Genomic DNA, 16,287 nt, shown 5'->3' with positions numbered 1-16,287 from the left:
CACCGCAGGCGGTGACCGCGCTCAAGATCAGAAACCGCCGCGCTCAGAAACCGCCGCGCTCAGCGATCGCCGCGCTCAGAAGTCGCCGCCGCCACCGAAGTCACCGCCGCCGAAGTCGCCGCCGCCCCAGTCGCTGCCGCCGCCACCGAAGTCGCCGGCCTGGGTCGAGTCGCCGGCGTCGCCGCCGAAGTCACCGCCGGCCGCGTCCTGGAAGCCGTCCTGGTAGCCGTCGCCATAGCCCATGTCGCCGAAGCCCGGCGAGAGCAGCGCGTCGAAGATCAGCATGCCGCCGAGCACACCCGCGCCCGCACCCAGCGCCGTCTTCCAGACCGGCGTCGAATACCAGCCCGACGGGACCGGCCGGCCCTGCACCCGGCCGCCCGGGTAGTAGTACGGGGTGTCGGGACCCGGCTGCGGGCCCGCCTTGTACTGGTGTCCCTGGACGTTTACCTCGCGCTCGCGGGTGAGCTGACCGGCGCCCTGCGCACTGGCCAGCGGCGGCAGGTCGGGACCGGGGTCGATGCCCATGGCCAGCCGGGCCGCGCGCACGTACGCCAGTCCTTCCAGGGCCGACTCGCGGGCCAGCTCGAACTGGCGCACCGATTTGGCCTGCTGCAACTGCCCACCGGCGGCGTTGTAGCGCTCGCTCGCGTCGGCCAGCGCCTGCCGGGCCGCCGGGTCGTCGCCGTGCAGGTTCATCACCTGCCCGCCGAGCCGCTCGTACCAGCGCTGGGCCTCGGCGCGGGCGTCCTCGAGCCGGCTCTGCTCGCGAGTCGCGCCGCCGCGCCGGGTGAGTGTGACGACGACCAGGACAACGGCGATGATGAGAACCAGAAGCAGCAACACCTTCATGTCTCGACGGTACCCTCGCCGATCTCGTCGTACCCCTCTGGCAAGCTCCGAGGGTGACCTTCTCGACGCTCGCCGTGGTGCTCATCTGTCTGGGGGTCGGCGCCGCACTCGGCTGGTCGGCCGCCCGGCTGCGCGCCGCCACCGACATCGCCCGGCTCGAGGCCACCCTGCAGGCCGGCCGGGACGGTGAGGGCCGGCTGGAGCAGTCCCTGCGGTCACTGTCCTACGAGGCGACGGCGCAGTCCCAGGAGGCGGTGGCCCGCGCGGTCGCCCCACTGCACGAGACGCTGCGCCGCTACGAGCAGCGGGTGACCGAGCTGGAGCGCGACCGCGTGGACGCGTACGCGGAGCTCCGGGAGCAGGTCCGCTCGATGGGCGCGGTCTCCGGTGAGCTCCGCACCGAGACGAAACAGCTGGTCGCGGCGTTGCGCGCGCCGCAGGTCCGGGGCCGTTGGGGCGAGCATCAGCTGCGCCGCATCGTCGAGGCGGCCGGCATGCTCGACCACTGCGACTTCAGCGAGCAGGTCACCGGTTCCACCGACCACCAGGGCGTACGCCCCGACATGCTGGTGCGGCTGCACGGTGGACGGTCGGTGGTGGTCGACGCGAAGGCGCCCTTCGACTCGTACCTGTCCGCCATGGAGGCCCGCGACGAGCGCACCCGTGACTCCCACCTCGACCAGCACGCCCGGGTGCTGCGCGGGCATGTGGACGCGCTGTCGGCCAAGGCGTACTGGACGGCCTTCGACCAGACGCCGGACTTTGTGGTGCTCTTCGTGCCGGCCGACCCGTTCCTGGACGCGGCTCTGCAGCGCGACGCCACGCTGATGGAGCACGCGTTCAGCCGCAACGTGGTGCTGGCGACCCCGGCGACCCTGATCGCGCTGCTGCGCACGGTGGCCTACTCGTGGCGGCAGGAGGCGCTGGCCCGCAACGCACTCGAGGTGCACAGCCTGGCCCGCGAGCTCTACGGCCGGCTCTCCACCCTCGGCGATCACGTCGGCAAGCTGGGCAGCTCGCTCAGCGGCGCCGTGACCGCCTACAACCGCGCGGTCGGGTCGCTGGAGTCCCGGGTGCTGGTCAGCGCGCGCAAGCTGGCCGAGATGGGCGTCTCCGACGAGGAGCTGGCCGTGCCGGCCCAGGTCGAGCTGACCCCGCGCCAGCCGCAGGCACCCGAGCTATTCGACGACAGCCGTGGCCTTTTTTAGCGCGGCTGCCGCCTTCATGTCGCGGCGCAGCTCCTGCGGCAGCGAGAAGGTCAGCCGCTCCTCGGCGGTGGTGAATTCGGTGACCTCGCCGAAGCCCCGGTCGGCCAGGTGCGCGAGCACCTCCATGACCAGGTCGTCGGGCACGCTGGCGCCCGAGCTGACCCCGACGGTGGTCGCGCCGGCCAGCCACTCGTCCTGGATCTCGGCGGCGTAGTCGACCAGGTGGCCGGCCCGCGCGCCGGCACCGAGCGCCACCTCGACCAGGCGCACCGAGTTCGACGAGTTGGTCGAGCCGACCACGATCACCACGTCGCACTCCGGGGCGATCTCCTTGATCACGTGCTGGCGGTTCGACGTGGCGTAGCAGATGTCGTCGCTGGGCGGCGACTGCAGCAGCGGCAGCCGGGTCTTGAGCCGGGCGACGGTCTCCATCGTCTCGTCCACCGACAGCGTGGTCTGGGAGAGCCAGACGACCTTGGCCGGGTCGCGGACCACGACGTTCTCCACGTCGTCCGGCCCGTCGACGAGCTGGATGTGCGCCGGGGCCTCGCCCGCGGTGCCGATGACCTCTTCGTGCCCCTCGTGCCCGATGAGCAGGATGTCGTAGTCGTCGGCGGCGAACCGCTTGGCCTCGTGGTGCACCTTGGTGACCAGCGGGCAGGTCGCGTCGATCGCCTTGAGGTTGCGCTCGCGGGCCTGCTCGTGCACCTCCGGCGCGACGCCGTGGGCGGAGAAGACGACGGTCGACCCCTCGGGGACCTCCTCGTTCTCCTCCACGAAGATCGCACCGCGGCTCTCCAGCGTGGTGACGACGTGCTTGTTGTGCACGATCTGCTTGCGCACGTAGACCGGGGCGCCGTAGAGCTTGAGCGCCTCCTCGACGGTCTGCACGGCGCGGTCGACACCGGCGCAGTAACCCCGCGGCTTGGCGAGGAGCACGCGCTTGCGTCCTGGGCTGATCGAGTCGGCAGTCACCCGGCCATGGTACGTGCCCCCGGCCGCCATCAGCAGGCGTGCGACGGGCGCCACAGCCCGGCGACCGGCCCGGCCGGCGCCGCCACGGCCTGAGCCAGGGGTGATCACGCGCCCGCGCGGCATACTCGTGCGGTGGATGCGACAAGCAAGACGATGCGGGACCGGGCCGGTGCCGCCGTACGGGGCGTGCTCGGCGCGGTGAGCCTCGTCGGCGGCCTGACCTGGATCCTGCTCAACCTGGGCGCGCCGAGGCCGGTGACCGACATGATCGTCGGCGTGGTGCTGGCAATCGGCGGCCTGGTGCTGCTCATGCCGCACCGCGTACCCCTGCCCGGCCGGAGCACCGCGGCGGCGACGATCGGGGCCGCGGTGGCGGGCACCCTCGGTGGCTGCCTCGCCGAGAGCACCCAGCTCGGCGGCATGTACGTGTACCTGGCCAGCCGGGGCTGGCCGTCCGCCTGGATCGCGCGGGCGGGCTCGGGCGGCGACCCGGCGACCGCCCGGGAGGTGGCCGAGCAGGCGCGCTGGCAGCTCGACGCGGTCAACCTCGCCGCCGATCTGTACTTCTGGGCGTTCGTGGGGCTGCTGCTGGTGACCGCCGCCGGGCTGGCCCGCCGGCCCGCGCGGACCCCGGAACCCGCCCTCGCCCCATGATCGACAGCCGTTTCCGCACGTAGCACGATCGCCGGGCGCGATACTCGGGCGATGAGCGCCGTGGGCAACGCCGGTGCACCCACCGAAGCGCCGGGGCTGTGGGTTTCTTTCGGCGGTGGCCTGCGGCTGCTGGTCGGCTGGTTCAGCGTGGCCATCGCGATCCTGAACGTGCTGGTCGACATGGATCATGCGCCGGACCGGGCGTATCTGCTCTTCCACGCCATGCTGCTGGTCGGCGGGTCGCTGCTGATCTCGCTCGGCTGGAGCGCCGCCGGCACCGGAGCGGCGGGCTGGTCGGCCGGCGCGGCGCTGCTGGTCGGCGGGATGCTGTTCAGCGCGTTGCCGGTCATCGAGGCGGTGTGCTGCATGACCACCTTCTCGGTCCGCCACGGCTACCCGTTCACCTTCCTGGCCCGCAACGACGGCGGCGGCTGGCACGTCGACAGTCAGCACCTGCTGGCCGATCTGCTGTTCTGGGCGTACGCGGGCCTGGTCCTGCTGGTCCTGCTGGCGCTGGCGCGCCGCGCCACCCGGCCCCGCGCCGGGGGGTGAACCGCCCGTAGGCTGGCCCGGTGAGTCAGCCCGAGCAGCCCGCGAAGTCGAGCGCCGAGGAGCCCTGGCCGGTCCGGGTGGTCAGCCAGAAGATCGGCGCCTGGGTCGCCAAGCTGGGCTGGGTGTGGGTCGACGGCCAGGTCGCGCAGATCAGCCGCCGTCCCGGCGCCAGCGTGGTGTTCCTGACCCTGCGGGACCCGTCCGCCGACCTGAGCCTGACCGTCACCGCCCACCGCGACGTGCTCGACGCCGGTGCCCCCGAGCTCGCCGAGGGCGCCCGGGTCACGCTGCACGCCAAGCCCGAGTTCTATCCGGCCCGCGGCTCGCTGAGCCTGCGTGCCGACGAGATCCGCCAGGTCGGCCTGGGTGAGCTGCTGGCCCGGCTGGAACGGCTGAAGAAGCTGCTCGGCGCCGAGGGCCTGTTCGCCCGGGAGCGCAAGCGCCGGCTGCCGTTCCTGCCGCAGCGGGTCGGCCTGATCACCGGGCGGGCGTCCGCGGCGGAACGCGACGTGCTGATGAACACCCGCCGGCGCTGGCCGTCCGTGGACTTCCGGGTGATCAACGTGCCGGTCCAGGGGCCGACCGCGGTGCCGCAGATCATCGACGCGCTCAAGGTGCTGGACAACGACGACACGGTCGACGTGATCGTGCTGGCCCGCGGCGGGGGCAGCGTCGAGGACCTGCTGCCCTTCTCCGACGAGGCGCTGTGCCGGGCGGTGTTCGGCTGCCGTACGCCGGTGGTCAGCGCGATCGGGCACGAGACGGACGCGCCGCTGATCGACTACGTGGCCGACGTACGCGCGTCCACCCCGACCGACGCGGCCAAGCGGATCGTGCCGGACCTGGGCGAGGAGACCGCGCTGATCGAGCAGGCCCGCCGCCGCCTCGACCGCGCGGTGATCACGCTGGTCGACCGCGAGACGCACCGGCTGGAGTCCTGGCGGTCCCGGCCGGTGCTGGCCCGCCCCGAGGTCCTGGTGGACCAGCGGGCGGCCGACGTGACCGGCCTGCGGGACCGGGCCACGCGGAGTCTGGACCAGCGGCTGCGCCGCGCCGACGACGACCTGCGGCACACCCTGGCCCGGCTGCGGGCCCTGTCGCCGCGGGCGACCCTGGAACGCGGGTACGCGATCGTGCAACGGGCCGACGGTCACGTGGTCCGCGCGGCCGGCGAGGTGGAGGCCGGAGACGTTCTCCGGGTACGGCTGGCCGACGGCGAGCTTCGAGCGGGAGTGCAGGAATGACGGACGAGAAACTCACTTACGAGCAGGCCCGTACCGAGCTGGCGACAGTGGTGGAACGGCTGGAGCAGGGCGGCAGTTCGCTCGAGGAGTCACTGGCCCTGTGGGAGCGCGGCGAGAAGCTGGCGGACGTCTGCCAGCGCTGGCTCGACGGCGCCCGCGAGCGGATCGAGGCCGCCCGCGCCGCTCGGACGGACAGCTGACAGTCAGCGCAGCGACGAGGCGAAGCTCTCCAGGCTCTTCGACTCCGCTTTGCCGACCACGATGATCGTGCGGCCCTTCTCCAGCAGCAGCAACGCGTTCTCGCCCTTGCGGGCCTCGTAGCGCTGCCAGGTGCGGGCTCCGTCGCTGTAGGTGCTGACCCCCTTGGGGTTCGCGCCCAGCTCGACCGGGAGCAGCTTCTCCGTCGGGATGCTGCTCTCGACGAGCAGGAGCGGGTCGTCGTCCGGGTCGACGTAGCCCAGTCGCAGCGTGGCGCCGTCGGTGTCGCGCTTGAAGGTCGCGCTGACCGTGTGCCAGTCGTCGCCCAGCCCCTGCGGCACGGCCACCGGGAAGACGGCGGCGCTGCGGGCCTGGTCGATCGTCGACTGGGCGTTCTCGACGCTGACCGGCTTGTCGCCGTCCAGCACGACGCGGTAGAAGAGCAGCAGCAGCACGATCGGCAGCAGCAGGATGCCCAGCGACAGCGCCATGTCGCGCGGGGACCGGCCACCACGCTTGCCGGCGGTCACGGGCTCGGCGGCGGCTTCGGGCGCGGGTGCTGCTTCAGGGGTGGCCACCTCTCCATTGTTAACCATGTCGCGGACACGGGACTTGGCGCATATCCGCGTGTGAGGATCTGTGCACCACACCCGCACCGTCGCGAGGAGGCCCCCATGCCCGTAGCGCAGAACCCGCAGGATCTCGACCGCAACATCGCCCTCGACCTGGTCCGCGTCACCGAGGCCGCCGCCATGGCCGCCGGCCGCTGGGTCGGCCGGGGCGACAAGGAGGGCGGCGACGGCGCCGCCGTCGACGCCATGCGCAAGCTGATCAACTCGATCCAGATGCGCGGCGTCGTCGTGATCGGCGAGGGCGAGAAGGACAACGCCCCGATGCTGTTCAACGGCGAGGAGGTCGGCGACGGCACCGGGCCGGAGGTGGACGTGGCGGTCGACCCGGTCGACGGCACGACGCTGATGAGCAAGGGGATGCCGGGTGCGGTCGCGGTGCTGGCCGTCGCGGAGCGGGGCGCGATGTTCGACCCGAGCGCCGTGTTCTACATGGAGAAGATCGCCGTCGGGCCGGACTGTGCCGACGTCATCGACATCAACGCGGGCGCGACCGAAAACCTGCGCCGCATCGCCAAGGCGAAGCGCTCCAGCGTCTCCGACGTGACGGTCTGCATCCTCGACCGGCCACGGCACCAGAAGCTGGTCGAGGAGGTCCGCGCAGCCGGGGCCAACATCAAGTTCATCTCCGACGGCGACATCGCCGGGGCCATCTCGGCGGCGCGCACCGAGTCGGACGTCGACGTGCTGATGGGCATCGGCGGCACCCCCGAGGGCATCACCGCGGCCTGCGCCCTGAAATGCCTCGGCGGCGAGATCCAGGCCAAGCTGTGGCCACTGGACGACTCCGAACGGGAGAAGGCCCTGGCCGGCGGGCACGACCTGGACCGGGTGCTGACCACCGACGACCTGGTCACCGGCGACAACTGCTTCTTCGTGGCCACCGGCGTGACCAGCGGCGACCTGCTCAAGGGCGTCCGTTACCGGGCCGGCGGCGCGCACACCCAGTCGATCGTGATGCGGTCCAAGAGCGGCACGATCCGGGTCATCGACTCGTACCACCGGCTGGAGAAGCTGGCGCTGTACTCGGCGGTGGACTTCGACGGGCACCTGCCGACGGTGCGCGAGTGACCCAGACCTCGGCTGCCCCACCCGCGGTCTCGACCGCGCGCCGGGCCGGCGGGGCGGGTCTCGCGATGGTCGCGGGGACCGCCCTGGCCGTGCAGTCGAGGATCAACGGCGAGCTCGCGGTACGCCTGGCCGACCCGATCGGCGCCGCGACCATCTCGTTCGGCTCCGGCCTGCTGGTGCTGGCGGTGCTCGTGCCGCTGCTGCCGGCCGGCCGGGCCGGGCTCGGCCACCTGCGCGCCGCCCTGCGCGAGGGACGCATCCGGCCCTGGCAGTGCGTGGGCGGCATGTGCGGCGGTTTCCTGGTCGCGACCCAGGGCCTGACCGTGCCGACGCTCGGCGTGGCCGTCTTCATCGTCGCCCTGGTCGCCGGCCAGTCGTCGAGCAGCCTGCTGGTGGACCGGGCCGGCGCCGGGCCGGCCGGGCCGCAGCCGGTGACCACCCCGCGGCTGGCCGGGGCCGTACTGACCGTCTGCGCGGTGCTGCTGGCGGTCGGCGACCGGATCGGGCATCCCAGCGCCCTGGCGCTGGCGGTCCTGCCACTGGTGGCGGGCCTGGGCATCGCCTGGCAGCAGGCCGTGAACGGCCACGTCCGGGCCGTCTCCGGCAGCGCGCTGGTCGCGGGCCTGGTCAACTTCGTCATGGGTACGGCGGTGCTGCTGATCGCGTTCGCGGTGTCGGTGGCCGTGCGCGGCTTCCCGACCCGGATGCCCGACGGACCGTGGTGGCTCTACGCCGGCGGCACCCTCGGCATCGTCTTCATCGCGTTGGGCGCCGCGGTGGTGCGCTACACGGGCGTGCTGCTGCTCGGCCTGGGCATGATCGCCGGCCAGGTCACCGGCGCGCTGCTGCTGGACGAGGTGGTCCCGGGCGACGCCGGCCGGCCTGGATGGAACACGGTGCTCGGCGCGGCCCTGACCCTGGCCGCGGTCGGCGTGGCAGTCCTGCCGACCCGGCGCAGCCGCGCCTGAACCGGCTCAGATGTCGGTGAGGGTTGTGCTGCCCGGGTCGTAGAGGGCGGGCGCGGGCCGCGGCCGCTTCCGGCGGAAGATGATCGCCGCGACCACGCCGCTGAGCAGGCCGAGCAGGTGGCCCTGCCAGGAGATCGGCTGGTCGGTCGGGAGCACGTTGTAGAGCTGGTACCAGTACAGCAGCCCGATGAACGCGGCCACGCCCAGATTCCACCAGCTGCGCTCCACGAAGCCGCGGGCCACCAGCAGTCCCAGGTAGCCGAAGACGACGCCGCTGGCGCCGACCACGACGCTTCTCGGATCGCCGATGATCCAGACGCCGAAGCCGCTGACCAGCACGATCACCAGCGTCGACCAGAGGAAGCGGCGGGTGCCACCGGCCAGGGCGAAGGTGCCGACCAGGATCAGCGGGATGCTGTTGCCGTACAGGTGGTCCCAGCCGGCGTGCAGGAACGGGCTGAAGATGATGCCGTCCAGGCCGTCGATGCGGCGCGGGATGATGCCGCCCGCCACGTCGAGCCGGCCCGCGCCGAGGCCGACGTCGATCGCCTCGATCAGGAACAGCACCGGGATGACCGCGCACATCGCCACGAAGGCACGGCCGATGGAGGCGAAGAACGCCTCCGTGCCGAATCGCGCCGCCTGATCCTCGCGCTCGCCGGGGTAGCTCATCCCCCGATGGTTGCCGATCGGCGCCAGCGACGCCAACTCGGTGTGGCGGATCGGACGCGCTCAGCTCAGCTTGCGGGTCGCTGCCTGGATGTCGTCGTGGAACTTCGACACCTGGGTGTAGACGCCCGGGTAGTTCCGCCGGGCACAGCCGAGACCGAAGCTGACGATGCCGACCTGCACCCAGCGGTGGTCGGCGCTCTGGTGGACCATCGGGCCGCCGGAGTCGCCCTGACAGGTGTCGACCCCCTGGCCGGCGGCGCAGATCGCCTCGTTCTTGACGAGCTCGACCCCCACCTTGCGGTACGCCTTGGCGCACTGCTTGTCGCCGACCAGGGAGACGGTGGCGTAGCGCAGTTTGTGCTGCTGGCGCATCGACGACTCGCTGGTCTGGCCCCAGCCGAGGATGGTCATCGGGCCGGTCTCGTCGAGGCCGTCGCGGCCGAGTTCCAGCACCGGGAGGTCGAGCTTGCGGTCCAGCTTGACCAGCGCCCAGTCGTCACCGCGCGTCTCGTCGCGGAAGCCGTCGGCCCGGACCACGGCGACCGAGCGGGCGTTGATCGCGGCGCCGGACTTGAGGTCGGTGGTCCCGGCGATCACGCCGATGGTGTCGTCCTTGCCGGAGCCGGTCACGCAATGACCGGCCGTGAGCACCACACCGGGCGCGGTGAGCACGCCGCCGCAGCCCATCGAGAGGCGCACCATCCAGGGGAAGCGTCCGGCCGGCGCCAGGTTGCCGCCGACGACCTCGCGGACCGGCTCGCTGTGGTCGGCGGCCCGGGCGGCTATCTGACTGCCGGACAGCACGAGGGCGAGCACCCCGACCACGAATCCCGATGCGACTTTCCGGACCATCTGGTCATTTGATCACGGCCCGTGACGGCAAAAGGGGTACGCGCCGAAGCGCGTACCCCTTTTGTCACGCTGGGATCAGTACCAGCCCGTGTTCTGCGAGTGTGACCACGCGTTGCACGGGGTGTTGTAGCGGCCCTCGATGTAGCCGAGGCCCCACTTGATCTGGGTGGCCGGGTTGGTCTTCCAGTCCGAGCCTTCCGAAGCCATCTTCGAGCCGGGCAGCGCCTGCGGCACGCCGTACGCGCCCGAGCTGGGGTTCGAGGCCTTGTGGTTCCAGCCGCTTTCTTTCTTCCACAGCTTGTCCAGGCACGGGAACTGATCGATCTTGAAGCCCGCGCTGAGCATCAGGGCGCAGCCGGTGGCCCGGTTGCCGCTGTACTCGTCGCAGGAGGCCGGGATGTCACCGGTGTAAGGCACCGTGCCGCCGCCCGAGCTGGACGAGGACTCCGCCTTCTTGGCCTCCGCCGCCTTCTTCTCGGCGGCCTTCTTCTCGATCAGCTTCTTCTCGGCCGTGCGGGCCTTCGCGGCTGCCGCCTTGGCCTCCGTGGCCGCCTTCGTGGCTGCCTCGTCCTCGGCCTGCCGCTGGTAGGCGCGAGCCGCCGCGTGCTGACCGTGCCGCTCCTTGAGGAGCTGCATCTCGGCCACATCGACCTGGGCGACAACGCCGGCCTGGGGGGCGCCCTGCGCCTGGACTTCCTGGTCCTTGCCGAGGTAGACCCCGCCGATCACGCCTGCCACGAGCAGACCCACCGAGGCCACACGGATTCCGACCCGGCTCCAGAGCCGATTCACGAAGTATCCCTTCGTCGGGGGCAATGACGCGGCCGGAATTCACCGGGACGAATCCCGGCGACGTTTCCCGCCGCGAGCTTCGCCGACCCCTCGGGCCGTGCGACCCGGCGACTTCCGCCGGTCACGGTGACCCGCCAAGTCGATCTCCGACCGGCCGGGGCACGCGAGTGATGCTCGCCAGCCACCATGGCGCACGGTGAAGTGGATGTGAAATGACGACGCGCACCTGTGAAATGAATCACAGGGCGTTTAGGCGTTATTCCGGGCAAAAGCCCGCCATTTCCAGCACTTTCGAGGTAGCCATTACCTCACTTTATGTAGTTGTCCTCATTCGCAGCGTGAGGCGGGAACCCCTCGGATTCCCGCCTCAGCCGACTGCGGAGCGTTACTGCGGAATGTCCTCGAGCAGATCGGTGACGACCTCTGCGATCGGCGAACGCTCGGACCTCGTGAGGGTGACATGGGCGAAGATGGGATGACCCTTCAGCGCCTCGATCACCGCCGTGACGCCGTCGTGCCGGCCCACCCGCAGGTTGTCGCGCTGGGCGACGTCGTGGGTGAGGACCACCCGCGAGCCCTGCCCGATCCGGGACAGCACCGTCAGCAGCACGTTGCGTTCCAGCGACTGGGCCTCGTCCACGATCACGAACGAGTCGTGCAGGCTGCGGCCGCGGATGTGGGTCAGCGGCAGCACCTCGAGCAGGCCCCGGGCCATGACCTCCTCCATCACGTTGCCGTGCACCACCGCCCCGAGGGTGTCGAAGACCGCCTGGGCCCAGGGCGACATCTTCTCGGACTCGCTGCCGGGCAGATAGCCGAGCTCCTGGCCGCCCACGGCGTACAGCGGGCGGAAGACGACGACCTTCTTGTGGCGGTTGCGCTCCATCGTCGCCTCGAGGCCCGCGCACAGCGCCAGGGCCGACTTGCCGGTGCCGGCCCGGCCGCCCAGCGAGACGATCCCGATCGACTCGTCCAGCAGCAGGTCCAGGGCGATCCGCTGCTCCGCCGAGCGGCCGCGCAGCCCGAACGCCTCCCGGTCACCGCGGACCAGCCGTACGGTCTTGTCCGGGTTGACCCGGCCCAGCGCCGAACCACGCGCGGAGTGGATCACCAGGCCGGTGTGGCACGGCAGGGCGTCCGCGTCCTCGAGTTCGAGCTCCTCACCCGCGTACAGCTGGGCGACCTGGTCCTCGCTCAGCTTGAGGTCGGCCATGCCCACCCAGGTCGGGTCGCTGGCCTGGCCGTGCCGGTACTCGTCGGCCGTCAGGCCGACCGACGCGGCCTTGACCCGCAGCGGCATGTCCTTGCTGACCAGCGTGACTTCGCGGCCCTCGGCGGCCAGCCCGAGCGCCACCGACAGGATCCGGGTGTCGTTCGAGTCGTTGCGGAAGCCCTGCGGCAGCACGCTCTGGTCGGCGTGGTTGAGCTCGACCCGCAGGGTGCCGCCCTCGTCGTTGCAGAGCACGGGCTGGTCCAGGCGGCCGAACTTGATCCGCAGCTCGTCGAGCATGCGCAACGACTGCCGGGCGAACCAGCCGAGCTCCGGATGGTGGCGCTTGCCCTCCAGCTCGGAGATCACCACGAGCGGAATGATCACTTCGTGGTCGGTGAACCGGCGGAACGCCGCCGGGTCGGACAGCAGGACCGAGGTGTCCAGCACGAAGACCCGGCCGGCTGGGGCGGGCTCCGCGTCGGCGTGCCGATCGCGGGACGACCTGCGTCCCGTGCCGGTACGGCTGCTGGAGACGGTGGCGGCCGGGTCTTGCGAAGCCCCGGCGTCAGTACGGCGAGATGTCACAGGCCTGCTCCAGCGGGCGTGCAACCCGGTCCGCCCGCGGTCCGCCACGTCCGGCGCCCGTGCCTGGCACGGAGCCGGGATGCGGGGCCCCGTGGCGCTCTTGTCGCAGGTCCGGGCCGACCGGTTGGCCCGGGATGACCCCGTGCCATGACAAGAACGCTAGCGGTCAACTGCCACCGGCGGTAGTACCCGCGTGATCCGCCAATTCGGGGCGTCACGCCGACGTGCGATGGGCCGCACGGCAGGTAGGCTGGGACTTGTGCCTGAGTCCGAGCCGCACCCTGAGTCCGAACCGCAGCGGGGGCGTCCCACGCACCCGTTGACCGCCGCCGAGGCCTGGCAGTTCACCGCCTCGCGGGCCGGGGACACGACTCTCTTCTTCGACTTCGACGGCGTGCTGTCACCCGTCACCGACGATCCCGACGCCTCTCAGCCCGTGCCGTCGGTGCTGGGCGTGCTCGAGGAGCTGGCCGGCGCGGTGGCCCGGGTGGCGATCGTCTCGGCCCGTCCGGTCAGCTTCCTGCGCTCGCGTTTCGAGTCGCTGGCCCACGTCGACCTCTACGGGCTCTACGGCCTCGAGGTGTGGCACGACGGCGCGGTCGTCACCGAGCCGGCCGCGCTGCCCTGGGTCCCCGCGATGGCCGAGCTGGCCGAGCGGGCCAAGGCCGAGCTGCCCGAGCCGATCCTGGTGGAATACAAGCGCCTGTCGGTGGCCCTGCACTACCGCACCGCGCCGCAGCTGGCCCAGACGGTCGAGCGCTGGGGTCACGAGCAGGCCGAGCGCCTGGGCCTGCGGATCCAGGGCGGCCGGATGGTCGTCGAGCTGAAGCCGCCGGTCGACCAGGACAAGGGCATGGTGATCGGCGAAGGCGTGCTGGACGCCCGCTGCGCCTGGTATTTCGGCGACGACATGTCCGACATCAAGGCGTTCGACGCGCTGCGCGCCCGCGAGGCGGTCGACCCGGACTTCTTCGGCATGTGCGTGGCGGTGGCCAACCCGGAGACCGGCGCGGAGGTGTCCAGCGCGGCCGACCTGACCCTGGAGTCACCCGAGGCCGTCGCCGGCTTCCTCGCCGACGCCCTGCCCGCCTTCCGGCGCTGACCAGCCGTAGGCGGTGCGGGCCAGGGCCAGCACCTCGCCGAGCTGGGCCGGCGGGTCGTCGCGCCACCAGGCCAGCCGCACCGAGATGCGGGGCGCGTGGCGCAGCACCCGGTAGGCGACGCCCGGCCGCGGATACTGGTGCGCCGTCGCCTCGGCGGTGACCCCCACCGCCTGCCCGGCCGCGATCAATGTCAGCCATTCGTCGACCGCCGGCGTCTCCCGGATCGAGCTGGGCCGGGAGTCCGCCGGCCACAGTTCCAGCGTCGTCGTGCCGGTGCGGGTGTCCATCGCGACGGTGGAACGCGACAGGTCCTCGATCCGCAGGGACCGGCGGCGGGCCAGGGAGCTGTCCGTGGCCACGGCGGCGTAACGGGACTCGCGGCCGATCTCGGCGGTGGCGAAGCGGGGGTCGTCGAGCGGGCGGCGGATGACGGCGAGGTCGGCCGTACCGTCGCTCAGGCCCGCAGTCGGGTCGTTGACCTGCACGAACACCAGCGGTACGCGGGGATGCGCGGCCGCCCAGGTCTTCTGCAACCGCCGGGTGTGCCGGCCCAGCGCCGCCCAGGCGTAGCCGACCCGGACCTCGGTGCGCGCGTCCGTGACGATGCGCTGGAGGTGGGCGATCTCGTCGAGGATGCGCCGGGCCTGGGCGACGATCCGGGTGCCGGTCGGGGTGAGGGCGACGTGCCGGGTGGTCCGCTGCAGCACCCGGGCGCCGAGAGCCTGTTCCAGGGCGGCGACCGAACGGGAGACAGCCGCCTGGGAGACCCCGAGGGCCGTGGCCGCGTCGGTGAACGTACCGGCGTCGACCACCGCGACCAGCGCCCGGAGCTGGCGCACCCGCACATCCATACGGTCAGCGTATAGATCCGGCGGGCCGGTCATTTCCGTTGCCGGGCGCCGCCGCGAAGCCTGGACCGCATGAGATCTTCGCGGTTCGGTGGCCTGGCCACCATGCTCGCCGGCGCGGTCAGCAACCAGGCCGGCGCCGCGGTGGGGGCCCACGCGTTCGCCACCGTCGGGCCGGCCGGGGTCGTCGCGGTACGCCAGCTCGTGGCGGCCGCGGCCCTGCTGGCGGTGGCCCGGCCCGACCTGCGCCGCTTCACCTGGCCGCAGTGGTGGCCGACGCTGCTGCTGGCCGGCACGTTCGCGGTGATGAACCTGAGCCTCTACACGGCGATCGACCGGATCGGTCTCGGCCTGGCCGTCACGCTGGAGGTGCTGGGCCCGCTGACGGTGGCGCTGGCCGGCTCGCGGACCCGCTTCGACCTGGCCTGCGCCCTCGCGGCCGGGGTGGGCGTCTACGTCCTCGTCCGGCCCGGGCCGGCCAGCGACTTCGCCGGGATCGGCTGCGCGCTGCTCGCGGCGGCCGGGTGGGCCGCGTACATCCTGCTCAACCGGGTGCTGGGGGCGCGGGTGCCGGGGATCCAGGCGACCGCGGCGGCGACCACGGTGTCCGCGCTGGGCTATCTGCCGGTGGCTGTGATCCTTGTCGCACAGGGACGTTTCGGTGTCACCGGGCTGGCCTACGCCGGGTGTGCGGGGCTGCTCAGCTCACTGCCGTACGCGCTCGATCTGATCGCCCTGCGCCGGATCCCGGCGCGCTTGTTCGGGATGTTCATGAGCGTGCACCCGGTGCTCGCGGCCCTGGCCGGGTTGGTGCTGCTCGGTCAGGCGCTGCGCCCGCACGAGTGGGCGGGCATCACGATCGTGATCGCGGTGCTGGCGGTGAGCAGCCTCAGGCGCCGTAGCGGCGCTGGCGGCCGGCGTACGAGCGCAGGGCCCGCAGAAAGTCAGTCCGGCGGAAGTCCGGCCAGTTGGCGTCGTGGAAGTAGAACTCCGAGTGCGCCGACTGCCACAGCAGGAATCCCGACAGCCGCTGCTCCCCGCTCGTGCGGATGACCAGGTCGGGGTCGGGCTGGCCCTTGGTGTAGAGGTGCTCGGCGATGTGCTCGACGTCGAGGATCTCGGCCAGTTCCTCCAGCGTGCGCCCGGCCGCGGACTGCTCGTAGAGCAGCGAGCGCACCGCGTCGGTGATCTCCCGGCGCCCGCCGTAGCCGACCGCGAGGTTGACCTCGACGCCCTCGACGCGGTCACGGGTGCGTTCCTGCGCGGCCTTGAGCACGGTCGCCGTCGGGGCGGGCAGCACGTCGAGCGCGCCGACGATGCGCAGCCGCCACGGGTTGCCGTCCTCGGCCAGCTCGGTGGCCAGATCCTCGATGATCTTGACCAGCGGGTCCAGCTCGGCGGCGGGCCGCTGCAGGTTGTCGGTGGCCAGCAGATAGAGCGTCACGTGCTTGATCCCGGCCTGGTCGCACCAGCCGAGCAGCTCCTTGATCCGGACGGCGCCCACCCGGTGCCCGTCGTTCGGATCGACGTAGCCCATCTCGCGGGCCCAGCGACGGTTGCCGTCGCACATCACCCCGACATGCTGCGGCACCGGCCGGCCGGCGAGCTTGCCGGCGAGCCGTCGTTCGTACAGCGAATAGACCAGGGACCGCAGAGTCATCCCGGCAAGCCTATCGAGAGCGCGCCGCGGCTCAAGAGGCCGCGTCGCGCTTGTGCAGCATCGCGGCCCCGATGCGTCCGATCGTGCGAAGGTCGAAAACCCCGTCACCCAGGCCCAGGTCCACCATCCGGTGGAAAACCGCACCATCTCGGCGGGCGGCCCGGACCGCGGCGTCGACCACGGAGGGCCGTCGGGTCAGCAGCGCGGCGAG

General features: G+C 72.0%; 17 protein-coding genes and 2 pseudogenes. 9 read left to right on the top strand and 10 right to left on the bottom strand.

Features of this window, described 5'->3' with window-relative positions; genetic code table 11:
• Nucleotides 1–75: 75 nt before the first annotated feature.
• Nucleotides 76–852 carry a hypothetical protein gene (locus AB0C29_RS09020; RefSeq protein ID WP_360817364.1) on the bottom strand — a complete coding sequence of 259 codons (777 nt, stop codon included), beginning with the start codon at nt 850–852 and terminating at the stop codon, nt 76–78.
• A gap of 53 nt (nt 853–905) precedes the next feature.
• Here AB0C29_RS09020 and AB0C29_RS09015 point away from each other — a divergent pair, with 53 nt between their 5' ends.
• Nucleotides 906–2,060: a DNA recombination protein RmuC gene (locus AB0C29_RS09015; protein ID WP_360817361.1), complete on the top strand. Its 1,155-nt coding sequence runs from the start codon at nt 906–908 to the stop codon at nt 2,058–2,060.
• On the opposite strand, the gene AB0C29_RS09010 is transcribed toward AB0C29_RS09015, so the two are convergent.
• Complete coding sequence (locus AB0C29_RS09010) at nt 2,031–3,065, bottom strand: 4-hydroxy-3-methylbut-2-enyl diphosphate reductase (RefSeq protein WP_360817370.1); 1,035 nt, start codon at nt 3,063–3,065, stop codon at nt 2,031–2,033. The two genes, AB0C29_RS09015 and AB0C29_RS09010, sit on opposite strands and share 30 nt — an antisense overlap.
• A 102-nt stretch (nt 3,066–3,167) precedes the next feature.
• Here AB0C29_RS09010 and AB0C29_RS09005 point away from each other — a divergent pair, with 102 nt between their 5' ends.
• Genes AB0C29_RS09005 through AB0C29_RS08990 form a run of 4 tightly spaced genes read left to right on the top strand, consistent with a single transcriptional unit; the run spans nt 3,168 to nt 5,685 of the window.
• The gene (locus tag AB0C29_RS09005) at nt 3,168–3,689 is read left to right on the top strand and encodes a hypothetical protein (RefSeq protein WP_360817359.1); all 522 of its coding nucleotides are present in this window, start codon (nt 3,168–3,170) and stop codon (nt 3,687–3,689) included.
• A gap of 51 nt (nt 3,690–3,740) precedes the next feature.
• Complete coding sequence (locus AB0C29_RS09000; RefSeq protein ID WP_360817357.1) at nt 3,741–4,241, top strand: hypothetical protein; 501 nt, start codon at nt 3,741–3,743, stop codon at nt 4,239–4,241.
• 20 nt (nt 4,242–4,261) lie between these two features.
• Nucleotides 4,262–5,485 carry an exodeoxyribonuclease VII large subunit gene (gene xseA, locus AB0C29_RS08995; protein ID WP_360817354.1) on the top strand — a complete coding sequence of 408 codons (1,224 nt, stop codon included), beginning with the start codon at nt 4,262–4,264 and terminating at the stop codon, nt 5,483–5,485.
• Complete coding sequence (locus tag AB0C29_RS08990) at nt 5,482–5,685, top strand: exodeoxyribonuclease VII small subunit (RefSeq protein WP_360545302.1); 204 nt, start codon at nt 5,482–5,484, stop codon at nt 5,683–5,685. Before xseA ends, AB0C29_RS08990 begins: the two co-directional genes overlap by 4 nt.
• A gap of 3 nt (nt 5,686–5,688) precedes the next feature.
• Here the strand turns inward: AB0C29_RS08990 and AB0C29_RS08985 are convergent, their stop codons facing one another.
• Nucleotides 5,689–6,261, bottom strand: a complete 573-nt coding sequence (locus tag AB0C29_RS08985; RefSeq protein WP_360817351.1) for a DUF4245 domain-containing protein — start codon at nt 6,259–6,261, stop codon at nt 5,689–5,691.
• Between the two features lie 96 nt (nt 6,262–6,357).
• On the opposite strand from AB0C29_RS08985, the gene glpX reads away from it, so the two are divergent.
• Together glpX and AB0C29_RS08975 are read left to right on the top strand one after the other, a co-directional pair.
• Nucleotides 6,358–7,383, top strand: coding sequence for a class II fructose-bisphosphatase (gene glpX, locus AB0C29_RS08980; RefSeq protein ID WP_360817348.1), 1,026 nt, complete (start codon nt 6,358–6,360; stop codon nt 7,381–7,383).
• Between the two features lie 65 nt (nt 7,384–7,448).
• Nucleotides 7,449–8,351 carry a DMT family transporter gene (locus tag AB0C29_RS08975; RefSeq protein ID WP_360817367.1) on the top strand — a complete coding sequence of 301 codons (903 nt, stop codon included), beginning with the start codon at nt 7,449–7,451 and terminating at the stop codon, nt 8,349–8,351.
• Between the two features lie 6 nt (nt 8,352–8,357).
• Here the strand turns inward: AB0C29_RS08975 and AB0C29_RS08970 are convergent, their stop codons facing one another.
• The 4 genes from AB0C29_RS08970 to AB0C29_RS08955 form a co-directional block, all read right to left on the bottom strand.
• Nucleotides 8,358–9,023: a rhomboid family intramembrane serine protease gene (locus AB0C29_RS08970; protein ID WP_360817345.1), complete on the bottom strand. Its 666-nt coding sequence runs from the start codon at nt 9,021–9,023 to the stop codon at nt 8,358–8,360.
• Between the two features lie 60 nt (nt 9,024–9,083).
• Nucleotides 9,084–9,875 carry a serine protease gene (locus AB0C29_RS08965; RefSeq protein WP_360817341.1) on the bottom strand — a complete coding sequence of 264 codons (792 nt, stop codon included), beginning with the start codon at nt 9,873–9,875 and terminating at the stop codon, nt 9,084–9,086.
• A 75-nt stretch (nt 9,876–9,950) separates the two neighbouring features.
• Complete coding sequence (locus AB0C29_RS08960; RefSeq protein WP_360817338.1) at nt 9,951–10,667, bottom strand: lytic transglycosylase domain-containing protein; 717 nt, start codon at nt 10,665–10,667, stop codon at nt 9,951–9,953.
• A 385-nt stretch (nt 10,668–11,052) separates the two neighbouring features.
• A complete protein-coding gene (locus AB0C29_RS08955; RefSeq protein ID WP_360817335.1) occupies nt 11,053–12,465 on the bottom strand; it encodes a PhoH family protein in 1,413 nt (470 codons plus the stop codon).
• A 259-nt stretch (nt 12,466–12,724) separates the two neighbouring features.
• Between AB0C29_RS08955 and otsB the strand changes: the two genes are divergently transcribed.
• Entirely contained in the window at nt 12,725–13,567 is an 843-nt protein-coding gene (gene otsB, locus AB0C29_RS08950; protein ID WP_360817332.1) for a trehalose-phosphatase, read from the top strand.
• Here otsB and AB0C29_RS08945 read toward each other — a convergent pair.
• Nucleotides 13,511–14,419, bottom strand: a complete 909-nt coding sequence (locus AB0C29_RS08945) for a LysR family transcriptional regulator (RefSeq protein ID WP_360817329.1) — start codon at nt 14,417–14,419, stop codon at nt 13,511–13,513. The genes otsB and AB0C29_RS08945 overlap by 57 nt on opposite strands.
• A 69-nt stretch (nt 14,420–14,488) precedes the next feature.
• Here AB0C29_RS08945 and AB0C29_RS08940 point away from each other — a divergent pair.
• Nucleotides 14,489–15,289: pseudogene (locus tag AB0C29_RS08940) on the top strand (EamA family transporter); the annotation flags it as partial.
• Nucleotides 15,290–15,305: 16 nt separating this feature from the next.
• Here AB0C29_RS08940 and AB0C29_RS08935 read toward each other — a convergent pair.
• Nucleotides 15,306–16,076 (bottom strand): isoprenyl transferase, encoded by a 771-nt coding sequence (locus tag AB0C29_RS08935; RefSeq protein WP_360817326.1) that lies wholly within the window; start codon nt 16,074–16,076, stop codon nt 15,306–15,308.
• A gap of 31 nt (nt 16,077–16,107) precedes the next feature.
• Nucleotides 16,108–16,287: pseudogene (locus tag AB0C29_RS08930) on the bottom strand (geranylgeranyl reductase); the annotation flags it as partial.

The sequence above is a fragment of the Actinoplanes sp. NPDC048791 genome (genome assembly GCF_040650095.1).
Lineage (GTDB): Bacteria > Actinomycetota > Actinomycetes > Mycobacteriales > Micromonosporaceae > Actinoplanes.
Note: the sequence above shows the minus strand (reverse complement) of the source record. Positions and strands in the feature narration are given on the sequence as shown.